Raw genomic sequence first — 18,882 nt, forward strand, 5'->3', positions numbered from 1 at the left:
TCGCCGGGCCCGGCGCGCGGCCGCCGAGCACTTCCACGGGCTGGACGACGACGAGGCCTCCCCGCTGGACGCCAGTCCGTCACCGCTGGAGGAGCCGGTCGAACCCTCGCCGTCGGCCCGCGGCTGAGTCCGGTCTCCGGTCGCGGCAATGGCGCTCCGGCAACGGTATGAGCTCGAATCGTTGAAGCTCGCCCGCGTCGGGAGAAACGCTGTCCCGAGGCGCTTCCTCGACACGGAGCCCGTGTCCATGACCTGACCTTCCGCGTCCCCGACACCCTTGCCATCATCGACTCCGTCGAGGCTGCAGGTTTCTCCGTGCTCTGCAGCAGGGTGTCGAATCCCGACCGGCAGGAAACTCGCCTCCACCCCCGTGAGCCTTCGGCACGGTCGTCCAGCTCGCCAGCTTTCCAGGTCATCCGGCGTCGACCGCAGTCGAGGGTGGCGGGACGACGGCGTCACTGGACGTCGCGGACCTCGAGTGCCCTGCATAGAGCAGGGGATCGCCCTCCACAGCGCGGTAGTCGGCGGTCGTGTGACCGAAGGAGCGGGTACGGCCCCGGTCACCGGGCCTGCCAGGTCTCCCCGGAGGAGGCGTCCGCCGCCTCGTCCTCTCCGGCCCGTCCCCGAGGACGTCCGCGGCCTCGAAGCCGCGTTGGGGACCGAACTCGTCGGACGGCCCCGACGCCATTCCTCAGCTGAGCAGTTCCTGGCCATCCTCAGCTGAGCAGTTCCTGGCCACCGATTGGCACCTGCATCGGCGCCAGTGCCGTGAGGTCCACCTCGATCAGGTAGGGGCCGTCGGAGGCCACCGAGGTGGCGAAGGCGCGCTCGAAGCCGGCAACGTCTTTCACCGCCTCGCCTGGTACCCCCATCGCCTGCGCGAGGGCCACGAAGTCCGGCGTCGCAAGGTCGACGTCGTTCTGTGCGCCGTCGAACGTCGCTGCCTGGATGCCGCGCAGAATGCCGTAGCCCCGGTCGTTGAACACGCAGACGGTGAGCGGCACCTGGAACTGGGCGAGCGTGGCGAGTTCACCGATGGTGAGCATGATCCCGCCGTCGCCATGGATGACCACCGAGCGCTCCTGACGCCCCAGGGCCGCGCCCAGTCCGAGCGGAAGGCCGGGGCCGATCGCCGCGGACACAGGGTGCACAGAGGTCCTGGGCTCGAGGATAGGCAGGAGTCGGTCGCCCCAGTTGTAGGCGGGCACGGTCGCGTCACGCACCACTGCGCCGCCGCGAGGGAGCAGCCGGCGGATCACCTCGACGATCGCCCGGTGGTCGGGGCCAAGGGACGTCATCGCGGCTTCGCGGGCCTCATCGGCCCGACTGCGGCAGTTCGTCACCCAGTCAGGGTCCCTTGCGGGGAGCGAGGGCACCCGCTGGTCCAGCGCTCGAAGCGCTGCCTTCGCGTCGGCGACGACGCTCACCGACGGGCGATAGCTCCGGCCGATCACGGATGCGTCGGCATCGATGTGAATCAGTGACGGCGGCAGCTTCACGTTCCAGAAGCCGGTCGGGTACATCTGGAAGCGGGTCCCGACCGCCAGCACGACGTCGGCGGACTCGACGCAGTGCCGGACCGGATCGGAGGTGACCAGAGAGCCCAGGCAGAGCGGGTGGTCCTCCGGCAGAGCGCCGCGGCCCTGCGTCGACGTCACCACGGGGATCTGCAACCGCTCGACCATGTCCCGCAACTCGTCCCACGCTCCGGCGCTCAGCACGCCGCCGCCGGCCCACACCATCGGGCGCCTGGCCGAAGCAAGCAGTTCCGCGGCTTCGGCGATGCGGCCCTCTCGAGGCGCTGCCGGCCGTACCGGAGCTGCGACCGGTATCTCCACGTCGGTCAGGGCGTACTGCAGATCGACCGGGATCTCGACGGCGGTCGGCTGCGGGCGACCGGTGAGGGCCGCCCGTCCCGCCGTGACCACCGCTTCCCCGACGTCCTCCACGCGACGGACCGACCAAGTCTCCCGTGTCAGGGTGCGCAGCATCGGCAGCTGCTGCTCCGCCTCATGGAGGTACGCCCGGCCCTGGCCGTAGAAGCGGCTCTCTACCTGGCCGGTGATCATGAGCACTCTGGATGAGGCGAATCCCGCCTCGAACAGACCGCCCATGGAGTTGGCCGCGCCCGGGCCGGTCGACGTGAAGGCGACCCCCAGCCGCCCGGTCGCCCGCGAGTAGCCGTCGGCCGAGTGGACGGCTGACTGCTCGTGGCGAGCGTTGATCACCGTGACACCGCCGCGTCGCCGGATAGCGTCGAGGATGGGCAAGTTGTGCACGCTGGCGACGGCGAAGACGTGGTCGACGCCGAGCGCGACGAGTGCTTCGAGCACCACGTCCCCGCCGGTCCGCTTGCTCATGCAGGTGGCTCCGTTCCCTGAGAGGTGCCTTCGGACGTGTCGATGCGGTGCTGCACCGCCTTCAGTTCGGTGAACTCCGCGATGCCGTGAACCCCGAGTTCGCGCCCCCGCCCGGACTGGCGCCTGCCGCCGAAAGGGGCGAAAGGGTTGAACGGGGCGCCGTTGAGGTCGACGGTGCCGCTGTCGATGCGGCGAGCGACCGCGTGCGCGCGCTCCTCGTCGGCCGACCAGACCGTGGCGGCCAGTCCGTAGTCGGTATCATTGGCGATCTCGACAGCGTGGCTCTCGTCGACGTACGGGATGACCACGAGCACCGGACCGAAGATCTCTTCCCGTGCGACGGCGATCCGGTGATCGCTGACGCCGTAGAGCGTGGGCGGGACGAAGAAGCCTCGGTCCGGCAGGTCGCCATGCGGGTAGGACCACATGCTCCTGGCCCCGTCGATGGGGGCACGCTCAAGGTGCTCGTTCACCTTGTGACGCTGATTTGCGTTGGCCAGCGGGCCGACGTCGGACGAGGGGTCGCTCGCCGGCCCGACGCGGTAGCCGGCCATCGCTTCGACGGCCAGGTCCTCTACGTCGGGCATGGACTGGAAGGGCACGAGCAGGCGGGTCAGCGCGGTGCAGGTCTGACCGCTGTTGATCATCACGCTGTCCACGGTGTGCCTGACAGCGGCGGCGAGGTCCGCGTCCGGGAGGACGACGGCGGGGGACTTGCCGCCGAGCTCCAGCGAGACCCGCTTGATGGACGACGAGGCCACCTGGGAGACGCGCCGTCCGGCACGGGTGGAGCCGGTCAACGAGACATGCGCGACGCCCGGGTGGCGGACCAGGTACTCGCCGATGTCCGACCCCGTTCCCATGACAACGTTCAGGGCACCCGCCGGCCACCCAGCCGCCTCGACGGCCTCCGCCAGGAGGAACGCGTCCAGCGGGGCCACCTCGCTGGGCTTCAGCACGATCGGGCACCCGGCCGCCAACGCGGGCGCCAGCTTGCTGACGGTCTGCAGCAGCGGGTAGTTCCACGGGGTGATCGCCGCGACCACACCGACCGGATCGCGGTAGACGGTCGAGTGCCCGATCCGCTCGCTGAACTCCATCTCGGCCAGCGCGAGCACCGTGGCTCTCACCGTGTCCACCGCGCAGATCACCTGGTGGTCGACGCACTGCTTCAGGGGCATGCCCATCTCCTGCGAGATAGCCATGGCCAGTCGATCTGATCGACGCTCGAGTTCGGCGGCGAGTCGCTGCAGCAGGTCGGCGCGCTCGGCCACCGGCATGCGGCTGAGCACAGGCAACGCCGCCGTCGCGGCCGCGACGGCGGCATCGACGTCCTGGTCGCTGCTCTCCTGGATGGTGGCGATGCACGCCTCGGTACTCGGATCGAGGACGGTAATCAGCTCGGGGCCGGTCGCCCCGACCCACCGTCCTCCGATGAACGTGTCACCGCGGTTCTCCATGGTCGCGCTCTCCAACGTCTACGGACGATGGTGGAACGCTAGGCGCCCCGCAGCGGGGTCGTCTTCGGGCGCGAGACCAAAGAATGTGGTGCGGACCAGTGGCGCCGACACAGCGACGTGCCGGAATGCGGGGAGCTCACGTCAGACAGCAGCTACCGAGCGCACCTGTTCGGGAGCGTCCGACAGGAGTCGCGCACGGAGGTCCATGCGTCCTTCGTCCTGGTCCTTGCTCATCTCCACCACGTCGAGCGCCGTGAGCGCGACCATCAGTTCAGCGAGATCGACGATCCTGCGCATGTCCCGCCCGGTCATCGACGCGATCTGACGCAGGCGGTACGCCACGGTGTTGGGATGGATCTGGAGAATCTCCGCGGCGCGCTGCAGGGCCATGTCGCTGTCGATGTACGCACGGAGCGTCTCCAGCAGGTGGGGCTTGGCCGCGAGCATGGCCAGACGCGTGTTGATGATGCGGTGCGACACCCAGCGGTTGTGTGCCAGCAACACTTCCAGGATGACCTCGGTGCATTGGGTGACCCGACCCAGGTGTCCCCGGTACAGGGCGATCTCCAGGGCGGAGAGTGCCTGGCGGCAACTGCGACCGACGGTGGCGAGGGAATCCGAGGGCTCCCCGGTGGACACGTAGAGGGTGCGGTTGAGCTCCTCGTCGTGCAGCAGCTCGGTGAGCAGGTCGAGCAACCGGGGCCCGGTCCGCTCCACGGGGACGACGGCGAGAAGGAGACCGTTGCCCTCCCGCACGAGCATCTCGCGTCGGGAGTCGTAGCGGGCCAGCAGCGACGCGAACCGGCGTCGGACCCGGCCCCACTGCTTGGTGCTGGGGATCCCCTCGTGGCAGACCGCCACGGCCCGGAAGGGCTGGTGCGGCTGGATGTTCAGCACGCGGGCCTGGCTGTTGACGACGCTGGTCTCCACGGGCGCGCCCGAGACCAGGCAGCTGACCAGATCGGTGCCGACGCGTGAGTACCAGCCGGCCAGCTCGTCAGACGTCGACACGTAGGACTCGAGCTGGCGGTCGCAGAGCTGGTCGAACAGTCGGGCGAGGCGACCGAGGCCGACCCGCGCCACCTCCATGTCGACGGCACCTCGGAGGAAGTGGTCGCTGACGACCCGCTCGAGCGATCGCAGCCAGTCCACGGCCTCGCCCACGGGCCGGCCGTCCAACGCGAGACGGGCGCCACGTTCGTCGCGCTCGGGGCGATGACACGGTGGGTCTTCCCCACGTACTGCCGCCACGGCGAGGTCGACGATCTCGCGGGCGAAGTCGAAGGCGTCACGGCCGGCCGTCAGACCGCCCCCGTCGGCGTCCGACGAGGCGTATCGGCGCACGAACTCATTGGCGATGTCCGTAGCGGCCCGTCCGAGCAGCTTGCCGACGGCGTCCAAGTCGGGTATCGGGCTCATCCTCACAGCCTTCCGTGATGTGGATCACTGCGCGCTGACCGTAAGCGGTCAGCAGGGAAGCCTGCCAGTGACACGGATCACGTTTCGACGATCATTTGCGTCGGCCGCCCGATGTGCCGCTGCCGCGTGAGGGTCTTGTGTCGCGAACACAGAGGGCGTTGGGGTTTTTTGCCCCGCCGCGCCCATGACGGTCGTCGGAGCCACCCCTTCTACTGCCTCATCACAGACACGGCTGCCGCCGCCGGTCGGTCCGGCGGCCGGTGGGAGCGATCCGGCTGTGCGCGACGACGAGCAGGAGGTGGAGCAGATGACCGCGACAGCGACCTCGACGGCGTCGCCCCCCGCGGTGAAGGCTCCGGAAGGGCCGGCACCGAGGGCGAGGTCCCGATGGAGATTGCGCCGTCCGAGCTTCGTCGGCCTGGTCCTGGGCGTGCCGGTGCTCTTTATGACCGTGATGTACGCCTATCCTGTCGCTGGCGTTCTCTCCCGCAGCGTCACCGATCCCGAGCTCGGATTCGGGAACTTCGTCGCGGCCTGGCAAGACCCGGTCCTGCTGAAGGTCCTGTGGATCACCGTGCGGCTCGCCCTCCAGGTCTCGCTCATCACGGTCGTCCTGGGTTTTCCGGTGGCCTACTTCATGGCGGTCATCCCACGCCGGCGCGCACGCATCATCGCGCTCTTCGTGATCATCCCCTTCTGGACCAGCGTCCTCGTGCGCAGTTTCGCCTGGATCGTCCTGCTGGGTGACGCAGGTGCGGTGTCCGACCTGCTGGCTCCCTTCACCGGCAGCTCAGGGGGCCTGCTCTACACCGAACCGGCCGTCGTCATCGCCATGGCGCACGTGCTGATGCCGTTCACCATTCTCATCATCAAGGGGACGCTGGATCAGATCGACGGCAGCCTGCTGCGCGCCGCGCGAACGCTCGGTGCAGGCCCGGTGCGCGCTTTCCTCAGGGTCTACCTGCCGCTGGCCGTACCGGCGATGGTGAGCAGCGGCATGCTCGTGTTCATCATGGCGCTCGGCTACTACATCACTCCGGCGCTGGTGGGCGGACCGGCCCAGACGACCATCGCGATGCTCATCGAGCAGAAGGTCAACGTCACCTTCGAGTGGGGCATGGCCGCGGCACTGTCGACCATCCTCCTCATCGTCTCGGTCGTGCTCTTCGCCCTCGTCCGCAAGGTGACCAAGGTCAAGGGAGTGGTGGCGCTATGAGCGGCATGAGCACGGCGGTTCCCGTCACGGTGCCGACGTCGTCGGAACTGACGAAGCGACCGAGGCGGCGCCGGGCCCACGACCGGCTTCCCGCGACGCCCACCGAGAAGGCCTTCCGCTGGGGGCTGCGCCTCCTGGTGCTACTGGTCCTCAGCTTCCTGGTCATCCCGATCCTCGTCGTGGTCGCCGTGTCGTTCAACAGCGTCAACTACCTGTCGTTCCCGCTCGAGGGCGTCTCGCTGCACGCCTACGACCGCTTCTTCTCCGACCGCAGCTGGGTGGCGGCCACCCTGCTCAGCGCGCGGATCGCGCTCCTCGCCGCCCTGATCGCCACGGTCGTCGGGACGATGGCGGCCTGGGCACTGGCCCGCAGCACGTCGCGCATCAAACCGATGGTGTACGGGCTCCTGTACTCCCCGGTGATCGTGCCGATCATCGTCCTGGCCATGGCCTACTACTTCTTCTTCGTCGACCTCCGGGCGATCGGGGTCTGGCCGATGGTCGCGGTCGCCTACGCGGTGATGGGCGTGCCGTTCGTGCTGGTCGCCGTGTCCAGCGCGCTGCAGCACTTCGACAAGGAACTCGAGAACGCTGCCCGGACGCTCGGCGCCGGACCGATCAGGACGTTGCGCTACGTCACGCTCCCACGGCTGGCCTCGGCGATCGCCGCCGGAGCGGTGTTCGCCTTCGTCGTGGCATTCGACGAGGCGGTGATCATCCTGTTCGTCTCGGGCAGCGGAGCGATCACGCTGCCGCGGAAGCTGTGGGACAGCGTCCGATACGACCTCGACCCGACCCTCGCGGTCGCCGGCACCGTCCTCATCGTCGTGTGCGTCGGCCTCTTCCTCCTGGCGGAGCTGCTCAACGCTCTGCGGGAGAAGCGAGGAAAGGCATGAGCAAGGCCCCTCACCCGGAAACCCTGCCGGCCGAAAGACCTGGAGCAGAGATGACGCGAACCCAGATGGCGGTGCAGCCGAACAGCGCTCCGGCGACCGAGAGGATAGGCGTGTACGACATGAGCGACCAGGTCGTGTTCCGCGACATCCACAAGTCGTTCGGCGGCGTGCCGGCCGTGGTCGACATGAACCTGTCAGTCAAGCGGGGAGAGTTCTTCACGCTGCTCGGCCCGAGCGGGTCGGGGAAGACCACGACCCTGCGCATGCTCGCCGGACTCGAGGGGCTGACCTCGGGGGAGATCCTGATCGACGGACGGGACGTCTCCCGCGAGGTCGCGGAGAAGCGCAACATCGGCCTGGTCTTCCAGAACTATGCGCTCTTCCCGCACATGACCGTCGCCGACAACGTCGCCTTCCCGCTGAAGATGCGCCGCTTCAAGAAGCCCGCGATCGCCGAGAAGGTGGCGCGGGTCCTGGCCATGACCCAGCTCGAGGAGTACAGCGGGCGCTATCCCCGCCAGCTCTCCGGCGGGCAGCAGCAGCGCGTGGCACTGGCGAGAGCGTTCGTCTTCGACCCCAGCATCCTGCTAATGGACGAGCCGCTCGGGGCGCTCGACCGCAACCTGCGCGACCACATGCGCCTCGAACTCAAGGCCCTCCAGCAGCGCATCGGGGCGACCGTCCTCTACGTTACCCACGACCAGGACGAGGCCCTGGCCATGTCCGACCGCATCGGGGTCATGCACCGGGGGCTGCTCCAGCAGGTCGCCAGTCCCGAGGAGATGTACGAGCGGCCACGCAACTCCTTCGTCGCCAACTTCCTGGGCAACTCGGTCTGCCTCCCGGCCAAGCGCCGTGAACGCGGATCGCAGACGGTGGTCGATGTCGAGGGCCTCAGCGACCGCGTGCTCGTCCATGCGGGCGGCGACGTCTGCGACGAAGACTCGGGGATCTTCATGGTCCGCCCGGAGAAGCTGCGGATCGGTCCCGACGAGCCCTCGTCGCCCGCCCTGAACCGCTTCCAGGGCACGGTGGAGGCCACTGTCTACCTTGGTTCGGACGTGCAGGTCTACGTCCGCCACGACGCCGGTGCGCAGATCGAGGCGATGCTGCCCGCCTCCGTGGGCGCACCTCCGGCCGGCGCCCGGCAGTGGGTCAGCTGGGACCCCTCCGACACTCGCTTCCTGCCGGTCGTCGAGTGACGGCCTTCTTCGACCAGATCCGCTGCATCCAGCACACCGGCCGAGACACCGAGAGGGAGTACCCGCTGTGGCACTGAACGACCTGAAGAACGTCGCCTGGCACCTGGACGGCAATGTCGGGGTGCTGACGTTGAACCGGCCCGACCGGCTCAACGCCATCGACAACGCCACCATCGACGACCTCGCCGCGGTGGTCGCCGCCGCGACGCACGACGAGAACGTGCGCGCCGTCGTGATCACCGGCGCCGGTCGCGCGTTCTGCGCCGGCGCGGACGTCCAGGAGTGGGACGCCGGCTCTGAGGCGGCCCCCGAGGACCAGGAGCCCTGGCCGCCCAAGATGCACCGCGTCATGACCTCCCTCTACTGGATGCCCAAGCCGGTCGTCGCCGCGGTGAACGGCGTCGCCGTGGGCGCCGGGTGCGACCTGGCGCTGGTGGCCGACATGCGGTTCGGCTCCACGGCCGCGCGGTTCGGTGAGATCTACATGCGGCTCGGCTTCTGCCCCGACGCCGGTGGCTCCTACCTGCTGCCCAGGATCGTCGGCGAGTCGCGCGCGGCCGAGATGATCTACACGGGCCGGATCATCGACGCGGCCGAGGCCGAGCGGATCGGCCTGGTCACCGAGATCGTCGAGCCCGATGCCCTCCTGGACCGAGCGATGGAGCAGGCCCGGATCTTCGCCAGCGGCCCGACCGTGGCCATCGGGATCGCCAAGCAGAACATCCGGAAGAACCACACGGCGACCTTCGAGGACGCCCTGCGCAACGAGCTGCGCGGTGGCGACCTCTGCGGCAAGACGGAGGACCACGTCGAGGGCATGCGGGCGACCATCGACCGGCGGCAGCCGGAGTTCGTCGGCCGATGACGACGCAGCGTCTCCAGCGACTCTTCCACCCGCGGAGCGTCGCGGTCGTCGGAGCGTCGCCGAAGGGCGGGTACGGCCTCACCACCCTCGAGAACATGCGGGGGATCGGGTTCGCCGGCCGGTTGCAGGTCGTCCACCCGACGCTCACCGAGGTCGACGGGGTGCCGGCGGTGCCCAGTCTGAGCGCCCTCGACGAGGTTCCCGACGCGATCGCGGTGGCGGTGCCGGCGCGGGCGGTCCCCGATGTGCTGGCCGAAGCCGCGGAGCTCGGTGTCGGTGGGGGAGTGGTGTACGCGAGCGGCTTCGCCGAGCTGGGCCCCGCCGGCCGTGACCTGCAGAAGGCGATCGTGGACGCCTGCGGCGACACGCTGCCCATCGTGGGACCCAACTGCCTCGGCGTCGCGAGCTACCGCGGCAAGGCGGCGCTGTGGGGCATCACGCTCCCCACCGTGCACGCCCACGGAGAGGGGACCCTGGCGCTGGCGGCGCAGAGCGGGAACATGGCGCTGACCGCGATGCTCAGCGGTCGCCTGCCCGGCGTCGCCTACGGCGTCTCCCTGGGCAACCAGGCCAACGTCGACGTGACCGACTGCCTGGAGTTCTACCTGAGCGACCCGCAGGTGCGGGTGGTCGCCCTGATCATCGAGGGGCTGCGCGACCTGCCGCGGTTCCGGTCGCTCGCACTGCAGGCGGCCGAGGCCGATGTCGCGGTCGTTGCCCTCAAAGTGGGGCGCTCCTCCAAGGGGGAGGCGGCCACCGTGGCGCACACCGGGACGCTCGCCGGCAAGGACGCCGCCTACACGGCGCTGTTCCAGCAGACGGGCGTCATCCGGGTCGACGACCTCGACGAGCTGATCGCCGTCTCCTCCCTGCTGGCCGCGCGCTCCCGGCCCCGTGGGCGTTCCCTCGGGATCTTCGCCAGCTCTGGAGGCGAGTGCGGGCTGGTGGCCGACCTCGCCGAGGACCACGGCGTGCGCCTGGCCGAGCTCGACGCCCCCACCCGTGACGCCCTGGCCACGGTCCTGCCCGAGTACGGGTCGGTCGGCAACCCGTTCGACCTGACGGCTGGCGGGTGGGGTCAGCAGGACGTCTACGCGACCACCGCCACGGCGCTGGCCACGTGCCCGGACGTGGACGTCGTCGCCTTCGTGGGCGACGCCCCCACGCACAGCGGGTCGCTCGAGGAGTCGGGGTGGCCGGCCATGGTCAGCGGTGCCGGCAAGGCCGCCGCCGGGACCGACGTACCCGTGGCTCTCGTCACGACGACGACGGACGTGGCTAGCGAGCTCTCCCCGCTCTGCCAGGAGCACGGCGTGGTCCTGCTCGCGGGCCTGCGCCCGGCGCTGCGCGCCATGTGGCTCGTCGGCGAGCGGTCCGAGCGACTGGCGCGCCGGAAGGACACGCCCACGGACACGGCGGCGGTGCCCCCGGACGCCCGCCGCGCGGCCCGCGCGCTCGTGGACGGCCAGACCGGAGCGCTGTCGGAGACGACGTCCAAGGAGCTCGTCGCGCTCTACGGCATCCCGGTGCCCGACGGCGGCTCGGTCCCGGACGGCGAGGCGGCGGTCGCGCTCGCCGACCGCATCGGCTACCCCGTCGTCTGCAAGATCGAGGCCGACGGTCTCGCCCACAAGTCCGACATCGGTGGGGTCGTCGTCGGGATCGACGGCCCCGACGCGCTGCGCCGAGCGGTCGGGGACGTCCTCGACCGGGCACGCCGGGTGGTGCCGCCCGAGTCGGTGAGGGGCGTGCGCGTCGAGCAGGCCGCGGCGGGATCCGGGGTCGAGATCATCGTCGGCGGGCACAACGATGCCTCCGGAACGGTCGTGGTCGTCGGTGCCGGTGGCGTCCTCACCGAGCTGCTGGCCGACGCCGGCAGCCTGTTGTGGCCGTTCGGTCCCGCCGACGTCCGCGAGCTGCTCGAGTCCCTGCGCGTCGGTGTGCTGCTGCGCGGACACCGCGGCTCCGCTCCGGTCGACCTGGACACGGTGTGCGACATCGTCGTCCGGACCGGCCAGCTGCTGGCGGACCTGCCGGAGATCGCAGAGATCGACATCAACCCGTTGCTGTGCGGGCCGAGCAGCGACAGCTGTCTGGCCCTCGACGCCCTCGTCGTCGCCGGTGCACCCACACAGGACAGCGTCTCGTCCGCCCACCACAGCCAGGAGGACTGACCCATGGACTTCACCATTCCCGAGGACCTGCAGGACTTCCGGACCACCGTCCGCCGCTTCGTCGAGACCGAACTCATGCCGCACGAGGACTACGTCGAGGAGCACGACGGGCTCCCCGAAGAGGTGGAGCGAGAGCTGCGCAAAAAAGCCGTGTCGATCGGGCTCAATGCGATCGACATGCCCGAGGAGGTCGGCGGCGGCGGCATGGGGACGCTGGCCCAGGTGCTGGTCACCGAGGAGTTGTCCCGCGCGCTCGGGGGTGTCAGCTCCGGATCGATCCCCGGGGCCTCGAACATCCTCCTGGCGTGCAACGAGGAGCAGCGGGAGAGGTTTCTCTACCCCTGCATCCAGGGCGAGAAGCAGGACTGCTTCGCGCTGACCGAGCCCGATACGGGTTCCGACGCCGCGGGCATCAAGACGCGCGCCGTGCCGCGCGACGATGAGTGGGTGATCAACGGCCGCAAGCGTTTCATCAGCCACGGCGACTCCGCCGACTTCGCCATCGTCTTCGCCGTCACCCACCCCGACCGAGAGGACGACCGGATCACCGCCTTCCTCGTCGAGAAGGGCACCCCGGGCTTCAGCGTCGGCCAGGTGCACAAGACCATGGGGCACCGCGGCTACCGGCAGGCGGAATTGGTGTTCGACGACTGCGTCGTGCCCGCCGCCAACGTGCTGGGAGAGCCGGGCAAGGGATTCGAGCTGGCCCGCGACTGGCTGCGCAACGGCCGGATCATGACCGCCGCACGCTGCCTCGGGCCGATGGGCCGGCTGATCGACGACGGCATCGAATGGTCCAAGCAGCGGGTCCAGTTCGGGCAGCCGATCGGCCAGTTCCAGGCCATCCAGCTCATGCTGGCCGACTGCGCCATGGACCTTTACGCCGCTCGGATGATGACGTACAACGCCGCCTGGGACGACGACCAGGGCGTGGACCCGCGGATCGTCAACGCCAAGGCCTCAGCGGTCAAGGTGTTCGCCAGCGAGGCCCTCGGACGGGTCGCGGACCGGGTGCTCCAGATCTTCGGTGGGACCGGATACATGAACGAGGTCTTCGTCGAGCGCGCTTACCGAAACGCCCGGATCGAGCGGATCTGGGAGGGGACGTCGGAGATCAACCGCCTCATCCTCGCCCGCAACCTGCTCAAGCGCGGAATGTTCGCCTGAACCGCCGACCGCTGTGGCTCGCCTTGCCTCACCCCATATCACCCGCTCGATGAAGGAGCCGTACATGGACAAGGGATTCGACACCGGAGCAAACCCGTTCCGCCGCCCGCTGACGCGGCGGGACCTGTTGCGTCGCAGTGCCTTCCTCGCCGGCGGGGTCGCCCTCAGCGGCCCACTGCTGAGCGCCTGCGGCGGTGAGTCCGGTACGGGCGGGGCGAACGCCGGTAGCAGCGGCGGTGGCGGTGGCGGCGGAAGCAACCGAGTCGTGGTCGCCGACTGGGGCGGCGCCATCCAGGACGCCGAGAAGCAGTACCTCTACGACCCCTTCACCGAGGAGACCGGCATCGAGGTGATCATCTCGGGTCCACCGAGCGACACCAAGATCAAGGCGATGGTGGACTCGGGCAACGTCGAATGGGACCTGGTCGCAGGGTCGATGTCGAACGTAATCGCCCTCGGCCGGGACTACTACGAAGAACTGCCGGACAGCGTCCGGAGCGTGCCGGGCGTGGGCGAGGAGTACGTCGACAGCCACGCGGTGGCCTACTACGTCTTCTCCACCAACATCGGCTGGAACAGCAACGCACTGTCGCAGCCGATGGAGAACTGGGCCGACTTCTGGGACACGCGGACGTTCCCCGGCCGCCGCACCCTCGCCGGGATCGAGGGCGGCAGCCGGCCGAACCTGGAGTTCGCCCTGTTGGCCGACGGCGTCGCCATGGAGGACCTCTACCCGCTGGACGTCGAGCGCGCTCTCGCGAAGATGGAGGAGCTGAAGCCGAGTGTGCCGCAGTGGTGGTCCTCGGGGGCTCAGCCGGGGCAGATGCTGGTCAGCGACCAGGTCTCCGCCGCCAGCATCTGGAGCGGCCGGGTGTTCACGCTGCAGGGTGAGGGCGCTCCCATCGACTTCACCTGGAACCAAGGGATGTACAACCCTGCCGCGTGGGTCGTCCCTAAGGGGGCACCGAACAAGGAGGCCGCCTTCCAGCTGGCCGAGTATTCGCTCCAGCCAGAGGTGCAGGCCCTCCTATGGGGTAATTACCCCTGTGGGCCGACCAACTCCGAGGCCTACGACACGATGCCGGAGGACTGGGCGCGCACTCTGCCGACGTTCCCGGAGCATGCCGAGCGGCAGTTCGTGATCGACGAGGAGTGGTGGGGCGAGAACGCCACGGACGTGAATGCGCGCTGGCAGGAGTTCCTCCTGTCGTGAGCGGAACCACGACGGGGCCCCGCAGGGGATTGCGCGCAGCTGCGGCGGTGGTCGGGGTGGCGGAAGCCGCCTCGGCCACCGGCGAGCTGCCCCTCTACGGCCGAGCCCTCGAGGCCCACGTCATCAAGGCGGCGCTCGACGACGCCGGCTTAACGCTGGCCGACGTCGATGGCGTCGCCCACGCCTGGTCGTCACTGGATCTTGCGGAGTTCCTGGGCATCGCGCCGACGTTCACCGAGGCCACGTACACGGGCGGTTCGGGGTATGAGCTCTACGTCGAGAAGGCGGCAGCGGCGATCGCAGCAGGGCTGGCGGAGACGGTCGTCGTCGTCTACGCGGCGACCCCGCGAGGCGACCGGCGGCGGGGGACAGGTGGCTGGGTCGAGCAGCCGGGGCCCCGCGACGAGTTCGAGGTGCCGTACGGCCTCGGCCTCCTGGGCTCGTACGCGCTGGCCGCGAGCCGGCACATGGCCACCTACGGCACCACGTCGGAACAACTGGCGGCGGTGGCGGTCAACACGCGCGAATGGGCCACCCGGAACCCGAACGCTCGCTTCCAGGTGCCCCTGACCGTCGATGAGGTGCTGGCCTCGCCGGTTTACGCATCTCCGCTGCACCTGCTCGACTGCTGCCTGGTGACCGACGGTGCCGGTGCGGTCGTGGTGACGAGCGCCGAACGGGCCAAGGAGCTGCGCCGTCCACCGGTCTACGTGCTCGGGGCGGGGAGCTGCCACTCGCACAACATGATCCACGCCATGCCCGACCTCACGGTGACGCCGGGCGTCGTCTCCGGCCGGCGGGCCTTCAAGGCGGCGCGGGTGGGTCCGGAGGACGTCGACGTGCTGATGGGCTACGACTCCTTCACGATCACCGCGCTCCTCCACCTCGAGGACCTCGGGTTCGTCAAGAAGGGGGAGGCCGGTGCCTTCGTCGCCGGCGGGGAGACCGCACCGGGCGGCTCGTTGCCGATGAACACCAATGGCGGTGGGCTTTCCTACACCCACCCCGGGATGTACGGCATCTTCCTGCTCACCGAGGCGGTGCGCCAGCTGCGGGGCGATGCCGGCCCCCGCCAGGTGGAGGGTGCCGAGATCGCGGTGGCGCACGGTTCGGGCCAGTTCCTGTCGGCCATGTCCACCGTGGTCCTCGGGACGGAGGCGACCCTGTGAGCCAGGCGACCTTCCTGCCGAACCCTTCGGAGGCGACCCGGCCGTACTGGGAGGGCACCCGGGAGCAGCGGCTGCTGCTGCAGTGGTGCCCGAACTGCGAGGCCTACGTGCACCACCCGCGCGAGGCCTGCTTCCGGTGCCTGGGACAGGACCTCACGTGGGTCGAGAGCCGGGGCGACGGCGTCGTGCACGCCGTGTCGGTGCACCACCGGCCCTTCGAGGCGATGAGCGCGGAGGACTGCCCCTACGTCGTCGCCTTCGTCGATCTCGACGACGGTGTCCGGTTGCTGGCCAACGTCGTCGATGCGGAGCCAGACCGGGTCCAGGTCGGCGACCGTGTCGAGCTCACCTGGGTCCCGGTCGCCGAGGGATACCACCTGCCCGCATTCCGACCCGCCCTGCAGCCGACATGAGCAGCCGTGGATGACCAGGTGGCGCTTCGCCCGCGTACTGGCCGGGATGTGGTGGGTCTTCCTGTCGGTCGGCGTCTTGATCCCGTTGCTGCCGCAGTACGTGACGGACCTGGGCGGCAGCGCCCGTGCGGTGGGTCTGACCGTGCTCCTGTACGCGGTGAGCGGCATCCTGTCCAGACCGTTTGCGGGCGTGTACCTCCGCCGCCGGGACCCCTGGCCGATGATGGCGGCGTCCGTCGTCCTCGGCGTGGCGGCACTGGTGCTTACCCCGCTGGTTCACCACCTTGCCTGGCTGTTGGTGTGGCGGGTGGTCGACGGCTTCGTGCTGGGCTGCTTCTACCTGGCCGCGGCGACCAGCGTGGTCCAGGGAGCGCCGCGCGCCAGCCGGGGGAGCGCGCTGAGCTACTTTTCGGTACCTCTCTTCCTGGGCACGGCGGTGGGTCCGGTCCTGGGCGACGAGATGCTCGCCTCCCTCGGCCCCGATGGCACCTGGATCGCCGCCGGCGCCCTGCTGGCACTTGCGTTGCCGTTCTGCCTGCCATTCCGGTGGCCCCGGATGTCGCGATCGGAGCGGTATCACGTGGCCCCAACCACAGCGGCAACGGCTGCGACAGCGGACGGAACGGTGACGGACACGGGGGGCCGTGCCGAGGCTCCACCGGTGACTGCCCGCGACGTGCTGCGGACCCTCCTGCACCCGTCCGCGATCTGGCCAGCGGGGGTTCTTGCGCTCATGATCTCCGGCTGGGCGTCGTTCCAGGCCTTCGTACCGCTCTATGGACCGGAACTGGGGATGTCCGGCACTGGGCCGATCTTCCTTCTCTACTCCGTCGTGGTCCTGACGATTCGGATCGGCGGGGCCCGGCTGTTCGACCGGCTTCCGCTCGTGGAGCTCGTCGTCGTCGGGGCCGTCGCGAACGTGGCCGGGCTGCTGACTGCCTGGTTTTGGGCACATCCCGCGGCGCTGTTCACCGCAGCGGCGTTGATGGCCGTCGCGATAGCGCTCTCCTACACGTGCCTCATGCGTATTGCTCTGGAGGGCGTGCCGGCGTACGAGGAAGGAGCAGTGGTCGGCGCCTACAGCATTTCCTACGAGCTCGGTACCGGCCTGGGGGCGGCCGGCCTCGGCGTACTCGTGACATCCACGGGCAGCTATACGGCTGCCTTCCTCGGAGGCGCGATCGCAGGAGCGATGGGCCTGCTGGTCCTATTGGTGCGCCTCTGGCCCCGCCGGCAGGTTTACACCGCCGCGCAACTTGCTCTGACGCATCCGCCGACTTGACGCGAAACATATCGACATGAAGGAGTCCTGAGATGGAACAAGCGATCCAGTCGACCGAGGACGTGAGTGGGCGTGCCTACCTCGTCACCGGTGGAGGCAGCGGCATCGGTGCCGCCGTGGCGCTGCGCCTGGCGACTCTAGGAGCGCAGGTGACAGTCGCCGGCCGGCGCCAGGGGAAGCTCGACGAGGTGGTCAACCAAATCGCCCGCATCGGCGGAACTGGGCTCGCCTGTCCGACAGACGTCCGGGATCCGGCCCAAGTGGATGCGACCGTTGCGGCCACGGTCGACCGCTTCGGCCGCATCGACGGGCTGGTGAACAACGCCGCGGGAAACTTCGTCAGCCCGGCGGAGAAGCTGTCCCCGAACGGCTGGCGCGCCGTGATCGACATCGTCCTCAACGGCACCTGGAACTGCACATCCGCGGTGGCACGGGAGCTCATCGCCGCTCGGCGTCCCGGAGCCGTCCTGAGCGTCGTTGCGACCTACGCATGGACCGGGCACCCGGGCACCGTCCACAGCGCTGCCGCCAAGGCGGGCGTGGTGACGATGACGCGAACCTTGGCGGCGGAATGGGCGCGGTACGGCATCCGGCTGAACTGCATTGCGCCCGGCCCTACCGAGACCGAGGGAGCAGGGGCTGCCCTGTGGGCGACGCCCGAGGAGAACGCCCGGGTAATGAGCTCCGTACCCCTGGGCCGTTTCGCCCAACCGGCGGAGATCGCGGATCTGGCGGGCTTCCTGCTCTCCGACCGTGCCGGCTACATCACCGGGGACGTGTTGACAGCGGACGGTGGCCAGGCATTGGGCCGCCAAGTCTACGGCCCACCTGTGGTCGCTCGGGAGCCGGTGGAGATCTCGGGCAACGGCGGTGCACCTGCCCGGGCCACGCAGGGCTGACCCCCGCTGCTCGACAGCCCCTGTCCGTCACCGCCCGTTCACCCGTCCCGACCGAGGACGGAACATCGAGGAGGAGAACGTGAACCTAGGTCCCGTCGAGATCGGACTGATCACCCTCGCCGTCCTGCTGCTGTTCGGGTACAAGAAGCTACCGGACGCCTCACGGTCGCTCGGCCGCTCACTGCGGATCTTCAAGAGCGAGATGAAGGTCATGAAGGACGACGGCCACGCGGACGACCTTCCTACGGTGATCCCGCGCGAGGTCACCACTTGCGGAGCGGACCGCTGGGACCCCCCTGAGCCTCAGCTGCGTAGCTGAGCGCCCGGTGCTCAGCACCCATGCCGACACGCGACGACGGCGGGCAGGGGCCCACCGGCTCCCCGCCCCCCTTGCGGAGGCCGCCTGCCCCCACGTCACCCCGGCGCTCCAGCCGTACCCCGGTGAACCGGTAGGCCGAGGTGTCCGACTCGATCGGTTGGGGCGAGATGGTCGTCCTCGCTCTAGTGGCCTTCTTCATATTCGGACCCGATCGGCTGCCGTCACTGAGCCGGGATGCTGCCGGCGCGCTGCGTCGAGTCCGGCGGGCGGTCACAGACATCCGCCGCCAGATCGGGGAGGAGGTCGGCGAGGACCTGACTCCCCTGCGCGACCTCGACCTGCGCCGCTATCACCCGCGGACGTTGCTCCGGGAGCACGTCTTGGTGAAGGCCCGAACTGCCGGGTGAAGTCCGACACGCATCCTTCCTGGCCGGTCCCACACAGCGGACTGAGAACACCACCGTGGCGGGCCGGCGGCCGAAGAGACAGGAAGCGGTCGGATGATGAGTGATAGGGGGCACGGAGCCGATCAGCGCCGGCGACAGCCCTCGCCGATGCTCCGGCGCCGGGTGGGACGGCGATGACCAAGCCCGGCCGAGCGGGGGCGCGCCTGCGGCGTCGCCGACGGTCGCACGACGACCAGACGACGATGACGCTGGTCGCGCATCTAGCGGAGTTGCGCAGCCGGGTGGCGAAGGCCTTGCTGGCGCTCGCGCTCACCACGGTGCTCGCGTTCTGGTGGTACGAGCACGGGCTGGGCGAGTTCATCCGTGCCCCGTACTGCGGGCTGCCGGAGGACCTGCGCTATGCCGGGGACGACGCCGGTGG

General features: G+C 69.6%; 16 protein-coding genes and 1 pseudogene. 14 read left to right on the plus strand and 3 right to left on the minus strand.

Translation table 11 applies throughout. The features are described from left to right. Window positions 1-716: 716 nt before the first annotated feature. The 3 genes from ACI79K_RS20590 to ACI79K_RS20600 all read right to left on the minus strand — a co-directional run bounded on the left by ACI79K_RS20590 (window position 717) and on the right by ACI79K_RS20600 (window position 5,221). Window positions 717-2,360: a thiamine pyrophosphate-binding protein gene (locus tag ACI79K_RS20590; protein ID WP_456587854.1), complete on the minus strand. Its 1,644-nt coding sequence runs from the start codon at window positions 2,358-2,360 to the stop codon at window positions 717-719. Beyond that, on the minus strand, window positions 2,357-3,820 hold the full coding sequence (locus tag ACI79K_RS20595; protein ID WP_456587853.1) for an aldehyde dehydrogenase family protein: 1,464 nt from the start codon (window positions 3,818-3,820) through the stop codon (window positions 2,357-2,359). The genes ACI79K_RS20590 and ACI79K_RS20595 overlap by 4 nt, the downstream gene beginning before the upstream one ends. 141 nt (window positions 3,821-3,961) lie before the next feature. Continuing rightward, window positions 3,962-5,221, minus strand: a complete 1,260-nt coding sequence (locus ACI79K_RS20600; protein WP_456587852.1) for a PucR family transcriptional regulator — start codon at window positions 5,219-5,221, stop codon at window positions 3,962-3,964. Window positions 5,222-5,516: 295 nt separating this feature from the next. On the opposite strand from ACI79K_RS20600, the gene ACI79K_RS20605 reads away from it, so the two are divergent. The 14 genes and pseudogenes from ACI79K_RS20605 to ACI79K_RS20670 form a co-directional block, all read left to right on the plus strand. Next, a complete protein-coding gene (locus tag ACI79K_RS20605) occupies window positions 5,517-6,455 on the plus strand; it encodes an ABC transporter permease (protein WP_456587851.1) in 939 nt (312 codons plus the stop codon). Next, window positions 6,452-7,351: an ABC transporter permease gene (locus ACI79K_RS20610; protein WP_456587850.1), complete on the plus strand. Its 900-nt coding sequence runs from the start codon at window positions 6,452-6,454 to the stop codon at window positions 7,349-7,351. The genes ACI79K_RS20605 and ACI79K_RS20610 overlap by 4 nt, the downstream gene beginning before the upstream one ends. Window positions 7,352-7,401: 50 nt before the next feature. Beyond that, complete coding sequence (locus ACI79K_RS20615) at window positions 7,402-8,553, plus strand: ABC transporter ATP-binding protein (protein ID WP_456600637.1); 1,152 nt, start codon at window positions 7,402-7,404, stop codon at window positions 8,551-8,553. Between the two features lie 67 nt (window positions 8,554-8,620). Next, window positions 8,621-9,418, plus strand: a complete 798-nt coding sequence (locus tag ACI79K_RS20620; RefSeq protein WP_456587848.1) for an enoyl-CoA hydratase/isomerase family protein — start codon at window positions 8,621-8,623, stop codon at window positions 9,416-9,418. Continuing rightward, window positions 9,415-11,592, plus strand: a complete 2,178-nt coding sequence (locus tag ACI79K_RS20625; protein WP_456587847.1) for an acetate--CoA ligase family protein — start codon at window positions 9,415-9,417, stop codon at window positions 11,590-11,592. The genes ACI79K_RS20620 and ACI79K_RS20625 overlap by 4 nt, the downstream gene beginning before the upstream one ends. Window positions 11,593-11,595: 3 nt before the next feature. Then, complete coding sequence (locus ACI79K_RS20630) at window positions 11,596-12,759, plus strand: acyl-CoA dehydrogenase family protein (protein WP_456587846.1); 1,164 nt, start codon at window positions 11,596-11,598, stop codon at window positions 12,757-12,759. A 64-nt stretch (window positions 12,760-12,823) separates the two neighbouring features. Next, window positions 12,824-13,972, plus strand: coding sequence for an ABC transporter substrate-binding protein (locus tag ACI79K_RS20635; protein ID WP_456587845.1), 1,149 nt, complete (start codon window positions 12,824-12,826; stop codon window positions 13,970-13,972). A 56-nt stretch (window positions 13,973-14,028) separates the two neighbouring features. Next, window positions 14,029-15,141, plus strand: coding sequence for an acetyl-CoA acetyltransferase (locus ACI79K_RS20640; protein ID WP_456587844.1), 1,113 nt, complete (start codon window positions 14,029-14,031; stop codon window positions 15,139-15,141). Next, window positions 15,138-15,554, plus strand: a complete 417-nt coding sequence (locus ACI79K_RS20645) for a Zn-ribbon domain-containing OB-fold protein (protein ID WP_456587843.1) — start codon at window positions 15,138-15,140, stop codon at window positions 15,552-15,554. The genes ACI79K_RS20640 and ACI79K_RS20645 overlap by 4 nt, the downstream gene beginning before the upstream one ends. Before the next feature lie 10 nt (window positions 15,555-15,564). Further along, complete coding sequence (locus tag ACI79K_RS20650) at window positions 15,565-16,836, plus strand: MFS transporter (RefSeq protein WP_456587842.1); 1,272 nt, start codon at window positions 15,565-15,567, stop codon at window positions 16,834-16,836. A 32-nt stretch (window positions 16,837-16,868) separates the two neighbouring features. Then, complete coding sequence (locus ACI79K_RS20655) at window positions 16,869-17,735, plus strand: SDR family oxidoreductase (RefSeq protein WP_456587841.1); 867 nt, start codon at window positions 16,869-16,871, stop codon at window positions 17,733-17,735. Between the two features lie 79 nt (window positions 17,736-17,814). After that, on the plus strand, window positions 17,815-18,054 hold the full coding sequence (gene tatA, locus ACI79K_RS20660; RefSeq protein ID WP_456587840.1) for a Sec-independent protein translocase subunit TatA: 240 nt from the start codon (window positions 17,815-17,817) through the stop codon (window positions 18,052-18,054). A 140-nt stretch (window positions 18,055-18,194) separates the two neighbouring features. Continuing rightward, window positions 18,195-18,461, plus strand: coding sequence for a twin-arginine translocase TatA/TatE family subunit (locus ACI79K_RS20665; protein ID WP_456600638.1), 267 nt, complete (start codon window positions 18,195-18,197; stop codon window positions 18,459-18,461). A gap of 173 nt (window positions 18,462-18,634) precedes the next feature. After that, window positions 18,635-18,882: pseudogene (locus ACI79K_RS20670) on the plus strand (hypothetical protein); the annotation flags it as partial.

The sequence above is a fragment of the Blastococcus sp. SYSU DS0616 genome (assembly GCF_054051015.1).

Coding starts and splice junctions, on each gene's coding strand:
- ACI79K_RS20635 (WP_456587845.1), top strand. CDS start 12,824: ATGGACAAGGGATTCGACACCGGAGCAAACCCGTTCCGCCGCCCGCTG.
- ACI79K_RS20655 (WP_456587841.1), top strand. CDS start 16,869: ATGGAACAAGCGATCCAGTCGACCGAGGACGTGAGTGGGCGTGCCTAC.
- ACI79K_RS20595 (WP_456587853.1), bottom strand. CDS start 3,820: ATGGAGAACCGCGGTGACACGTTCATCGGAGGACGGTGGGTCGGGGCG.
- ACI79K_RS20625 (WP_456587847.1), top strand. CDS start 9,415: ATGACGACGCAGCGTCTCCAGCGACTCTTCCACCCGCGGAGCGTCGCG.
- ACI79K_RS20650 (WP_456587842.1), top strand. CDS start 15,565: ATGACCAGGTGGCGCTTCGCCCGCGTACTGGCCGGGATGTGGTGGGTC.
- ACI79K_RS20610 (WP_456587850.1), top strand. CDS start 6,452: ATGAGCGGCATGAGCACGGCGGTTCCCGTCACGGTGCCGACGTCGTCG.
- ACI79K_RS20590 (WP_456587854.1), bottom strand. CDS start 2,360: ATGAGCAAGCGGACCGGCGGGGACGTGGTGCTCGAAGCACTCGTCGCG.
- ACI79K_RS20615 (WP_456600637.1), top strand. CDS start 7,402: ATGACGCGAACCCAGATGGCGGTGCAGCCGAACAGCGCTCCGGCGACC.
- ACI79K_RS20630 (WP_456587846.1), top strand. CDS start 11,596: ATGGACTTCACCATTCCCGAGGACCTGCAGGACTTCCGGACCACCGTC.